We start from the raw sequence: 5,080 nt of genomic DNA on the forward strand, positions 1-5,080 counted from the left end.
CCCGTGGTCGCCGACGACGAGACGGCAGGCGCGCTGCGCGGACTGACCGGCCTGGCACCGCTGCACCTGCCGCCGGCGCTGGCGCTGCTGGCGGCGGCCCGCGAGCAGTTGCCCGCGGTGCCGCACGTGATCTGCCCCGACACGGCCTTCCACGCCGGGCTGCCGGACGAGGCCGCCGTCTACCCGCTGCCGCGCGCGTGGCGCGAGCGGCACGGCCTGCGCCGTCACGGCTTCCACGGGCTCTCCTATGCCTGGGCCGCCGACCGGGTCGCCGAGCTGCTCGGCCGCCCGGTGGCCGAGCTGGACCTGCTGATCACCCATCTGGGCGGCGGCTGCTCGGTGTGCGCGCTGTCGGGCGGGCGCAGCCTGGACACCTCGATGGGGTTCACGCCGCTGGAGGGCATGCCCATGAGCAAGCGCTCGGGCAGCGTCGATCCCGGGATGCTGCTGTGGCTGCTCCGGTACGGCGGGCTGACGGCCGAGGAGCTGGCCGAGGGCCTGGAACGCCGCTCCGGGCTGCTCGGGCTGTCGGGCGGGCGCTCAGGGGACACCCGCGAGCTGGTGGCCGCCGAGCGGGACGGCGACGCGGCGGCCGGGCTGGCGCTGCGGGTCTTCGCCCACCGGGTCAGCCGGGAGATCGCCGCCGCGGCCACCTCGCTCGGGCGGATCGACGCGCTGGTGTTCACCGGCGAGATCGGCTGGGACCAGCCCGAGGTGCGCGAGGCCGTGTGCCGGCGGCTCGGCCTGCTCGGCGTGCGCCCGCCGGTGCTGGGCAACCGCCACGACGACGGGCCGGTCAGCGACGGCGGCGTGCTCGTCCTGGTGGTGCAGGTCCGCGAGGAGCTGCAGCTGGCCCGCGAATGCCTGCGCGCCCTCGCGGAGGACGTCGGGCCGGAGGCGTACCCGACGGCGCTGTGAGCCGGCGATCGCGCCTGGGGCCGTCTCCGATCTGACAGGGCGCTCTCGTGGCCCTGTGAGGCGTTTGTCGGTCGCGGATGGTTGGATCTGCCGTGTGGAGGCGTCCGTCGAACAGCTCGTCTACGTCCGTGATGACGAATACACCGTCGCGCGCATGAGCGCCGACGGCGAGCCCGACTTCGTGGCCACCGGGCGGGCGCTGGCCGGGGCGCAGCCGGGCGAGACGCTGCGGCTGTTCGGCGACTGGAGCCGGCACGCGCGGTTCGGGCGGCGGTTCGCGGTCACCGGGTGCGAGCGGGTGACGCCGTCGTCGGTCCGGGCGATCCGCATCTATCTGGGCTCGGGGCTGATCAGAGGCATCGGGCCGAGGCTGGCATACGCGATCGTCGACCATTTCGGCGAGGCCACCCTCAAGGTCATCGACGGCGAGCCCGAGCGGCTCACCGAGGTCGTCAACATCGGGCCGCTGCGGCAGGGGCAGATCGTCGAGGCGTGGCAGGAGCAGAAGGCCATCGCGGCGCTGATGGTGACACTGCAGGGACTCGGCGTCAGCCCGCTGCTCGCGGCGAAGATCTACCAGGTGTTCGGGCAGGACGCCGACGAGGTCCTGACCACCGACCCCTACCGGCTGATCGGCCGGGTCAGGGGCGTCGCCTTCCGGGTCGCCGACCGGATCGCCCTCCAGGCCGGGGTGCCCGAGCGCAGCCCGCAGCGGGTCAAGGCGGCGCTGCTCGACCGGCTGGAGGCGGCCGGCAGCCGCGACGGCCACTGCTACGTACCGGCCGCCGCCCTGGTCAGGGAGGCGGCCGAGCTGATCGAGCAGGACCAGGAGCTGGTGCGGCCGATGGTCGACGCGCTGGCGGCCGAGCGGCGGCTGGTCCTGGAGGCGGCCCCTGACCAGCCCGGGCAGGTGGTGGCGTACGCGAAACACGTGCACAGCCGCGAGGTGGCGCTCACCGCCCAGCTCACCGCGCTCATGGAGGCCCGCTCGACGCTGCCGCTGCGCTCCTACCGCGAGGATCCCGGCCTGCACGAAGACCAGCGCGCCGCGCTCACCATGGCCCTGACCAGCACCGTCTCGATCATCACCGGCGGCCCCGGGTGCGGCAAGAGCCACACGGTCAAGTCCATCGCGACCACCGTGCGCGCGGCGGGCGGCACGGTGACGCTCACGGCTCCCACGGGCAAGGCCGCCAAGCGGCTGTCGGAGCTGACCGGGCTGCCCGCGATGACCGTGCACCGCATGCTCGCCCAGCAGCCCGACCCCGATCCCGAGACGCTCTTCGACGAGCTGCCCGCGCAGGCCGACCTGATCGTGGTCGACGAGGCGTCCATGCTCGACCTGCACCTGGCCACCCGGCTGACCGCCGCCGTCCGCCCCGGCAGCCACCTGCTCCTGATCGGCGACAGCGACCAGCTGCCCAGCATCGGCCCCGGCGACGTCCTGGCCGACCTGCTGCGGGTGCCGGCGATCCCCCGGGTCCAGCTCACCCACGTCTTCCGCCAGGCGGGCGGCAGTGGCATCATCGACGCCGCCCACCGCATCCGGGCCGGCCGGCTGCCTTCGACTCCGGGCGGCGGCGGGTTCTGGTTCGAGGAGCTCGACGACCCCGAGCAGGTGGCGCGGCGGGTGGCGCACCTGGCGATGGTGGCGATCCCGCGCAAGCAGAACGTCGAGCCGGGGCAGGTGCAGGTGCTGTGCCCGATGCGCAAGGGCGACACCGGCGCCACCGCGCTCGGCCGGCTCATCCAGGACCAGCTCAACCCGGCCGCCGACGACAAGCCCGAGCACTGGTCGGGGTCGTCGGTGTTCCGGGTGGGCGACCGCGTCATGCCGATCCGCAACAACTACGACAAGGGCGTCTTCAACGGCGAGACCGCCACGGTGACGGCGGTGGTGCGCGAGGAGCGCGTGGTCGAGCTCCGGACCGACGACGGCGAGAGCGTGACCTACTCCTTCGACGAGCTCGACGACCTGACCCACGCCTACGCGATCAGCGTGCACCGGTCGCAGGGCAGCGAATACCCGTTCGTGGTGGCGCCGATCGTGGCCGAGTCCGGCGGGGTCATGCTGCGGCGCAAGCTGCTCTACACGCTGGTGACCAGGGCGAAGGCTTGGGTGGTGCTGGTGGGGCAGCGGGAGGCGCTGGAGCTGGCGGTGCACCGGCTGGGCCACCGCCGCAACACCGGCCTCGCCCGCCGCCTCACCTCGGCCCTCGACGCCTGACCGAGGACGGGGCCGCGCGAGACACCGGCTTCGGCGCCTGACCCGAGAGTGCGGAAACGGGGCTCATTCGGTTGGCGGGGGTGCCTCGCGCACGGCAGCATGGCCGGTGATGGACGAACCGCGCATGATCCGCATCTCCAAATACCTCGCCAGGCACCTGCGGCACGACCCGCGGCGCATCGGCCTCACCCTCGACGAGGGCGGCTGGGTCGAGGTGGACGAGCTGCTGCGCGCCGCCGCCGAGCACGGCTTCACGATCACGGCGGAGGAGCTGCGGCAGGTCGTCGCGGCCAACGACAAGCGGCGCTACACGATCGAGGGCGGCCGTATCAGGGCCAGCCAGGGGCACTCGGTGCCGGTGGACCTCGGCCTGCCCGCCGTCGAGCCGCCCGAGGTGCTCTACCACGGCACCGTCGGCCGCTTCCTGGCGGCGATCAAGGCGGAGGGGCTGCGCCCGATGAGCCGGCACCACGTCCACCTGTCGCCCGACCGGGAGACGGCGATGCGGGTGGGGGCTCGGCGCGGCGTTCCCGTGGTGCTGGTGGTGGCGGCGGGTGAGCTGCACCGGGGCGGGCACACGTTCCGGCGCAGCGCGAACGGGGTGTGGCTGGCCGACCACGTCCCACCGACCCACCTGCGTTTCCCGTCCTGACGCCCCACCCGGCTGCGAACCGGCATCCGGGCGCGGGACTGGGGCAGGGCGGCGCGGTCGGCACGGTGGAGTCGTGCGGGTCAGCGGTCGCGGTCGGCGGTGAGGGTGGTGCGGGCCGCCATCAGGGCGAAGCCGAGCAGATTGAGGCCCTTCCAGGCGGACGGCGCGGCGGCACGCTCGTCGTCGGCGGCCAGGCCGATGCCCCACACCCGGTCCAGCGGGCTGGCCTCCACCAGGACGCGGCCGGCCGTCCCCAGCAGGTAGCCGGCCAGTGACGGGTTCTGCCCGAACTTGGCCACGTTCCCGCGCACCACGATGTCGAAGCGGCGCTCCTCCCACACCGCCTCGTCGAAGTCCCGTACGCCGCGGCCGAGCGTCTTGGCCTCGCCCGGATGCCCGGCGGCCAGGATCGCGGCCGCGGTCGCCTCGTCCCCGAACAGCCAGGACTTGTGCGCCATCATGTAGTGCTCGGCGGAGGCGAACGTGTGCCCGTCCTCGGCGAAGGTCACCGGCCACCACTGGCTCAGGCAACCGGGCCCCACGCTTCCGTCGCGGGAGGGCCGGTGACCCCAGAAGTACAGGTACTTGAGACGCAGGCCGGATCGCTCGGCGGCGACCGCCTCGTCCACGGTCATGGGCAGAGACAGCGGCACAGCGGGCTCAGCGGACATGGCCTTCAGAGTGCCACAAAACCCATCACATCGCTCCGGTTCATGTCCCGTGCCACCTCACCGCTCCCCCGTTCCCGCGGCCCGCGCGAGGCGGCCGGAGAGGGCGCGTAGCACCGGGACCAGCTCCGCCGGCTCCAGCACCTCGAAGTCGAACCCCTTCGTCGCGACGTAGACGGCCAGGTCGTCGAGCGAGTCGGAGCCCGCCAGGAACAGGCACGTGCGCTCGTCCACGGCCTCCAGCCGCCCCGCGCCGGGCGAGGTGCGCGGCGCGACCGAAGCCAGCGGCGCGTGGAAGAGGATGCGGGCCCGGTAGCGGTAGGGGGCCGAGGTGATGGAGCGCGACACGTACGCGGCCACGTCGTCCTGCGGCAGCGGCCGGGGCGTGAACCGGGCTCCGGGCAGGCCCAGCGGCCCCTCGATCCGGTCCACCCGGAACGTGCGCCAGTCGTCCTTGCCGACGTCCCAGGCGAGCAGGTACCAGCGCCGCGGCGTGTGCGCGAGCCGGTGCGGCTCGACCTCGCGGCCCGTGACCCCGCCGCCCCCGTCGCGCCCCCGGTAACGCAGCCGCCGGCGGCGCCGTCCGCGGAAGGCGGCGGCCAGGTCCGCCAGGAG

The 5,080-nt window shown here is 74.1% G+C and carries 5 protein-coding genes; 3 read left to right on the top strand and 2 right to left on the bottom strand.

Translation table 11 applies throughout. The annotated features are described in order from the left end of the window. The 3 genes from ABFX54_RS55830 to ABFX54_RS55840 form a co-directional block, all read left to right on the top strand. Positions 1-918 (top strand): acetate kinase (locus ABFX54_RS55830; protein ID WP_346115475.1); only part of this gene is annotated, 918 nt, incomplete at its 5' end. 94 nt (positions 919-1,012) lie between these two features. After that, the gene (gene recD2, locus ABFX54_RS55835; protein ID WP_346115476.1) at positions 1,013-3,145 is read left to right on the top strand and encodes an SF1B family DNA helicase RecD2; all 2,133 of its coding nucleotides are present in this window, start codon (positions 1,013-1,015) and stop codon (positions 3,143-3,145) included. Between the two features lie 109 nt (positions 3,146-3,254). Continuing rightward, complete coding sequence (locus tag ABFX54_RS55840; RefSeq protein WP_346115477.1) at positions 3,255-3,797, top strand: RNA 2'-phosphotransferase; 543 nt, start codon at positions 3,255-3,257, stop codon at positions 3,795-3,797. Positions 3,798-3,877: 80 nt separating this feature from the next. On the opposite strand, the gene ybiA is transcribed toward ABFX54_RS55840, so the two are convergent. Together ybiA and ABFX54_RS55850 are read right to left on the bottom strand one after the other, a co-directional pair. Continuing rightward, positions 3,878-4,468: a riboflavin biosynthesis intermediates N-glycosidase gene (gene ybiA / locus ABFX54_RS55845; protein ID WP_428834671.1), complete on the bottom strand. Its 591-nt coding sequence runs from the start codon at positions 4,466-4,468 to the stop codon at positions 3,878-3,880. Positions 4,469-4,525: 57 nt separating this feature from the next. After that, the coding region (locus ABFX54_RS55850; RefSeq protein ID WP_346115478.1) for a helix-turn-helix transcriptional regulator at positions 4,526-5,080 on the bottom strand (555 nt) is incomplete at its 5' end.

The sequence above is a fragment of the Nonomuraea maheshkhaliensis genome, assembly GCF_039529435.1.
GTDB lineage: Bacteria > Actinomycetota > Actinomycetes > Streptosporangiales > Streptosporangiaceae > Nonomuraea > Nonomuraea maheshkhaliensis.

Coding starts and splice junctions, on each gene's coding strand:
- ABFX54_RS55840 (WP_346115477.1), top strand. CDS start 3,255: ATGGACGAACCGCGCATGATCCGCATCTCCAAATACCTCGCCAGGCAC.
- ybiA (WP_428834671.1), bottom strand. CDS start 4,468: ATGTCCGCTGAGCCCGCTGTGCCGCTGTCTCTGCCCATGACCGTGGAC.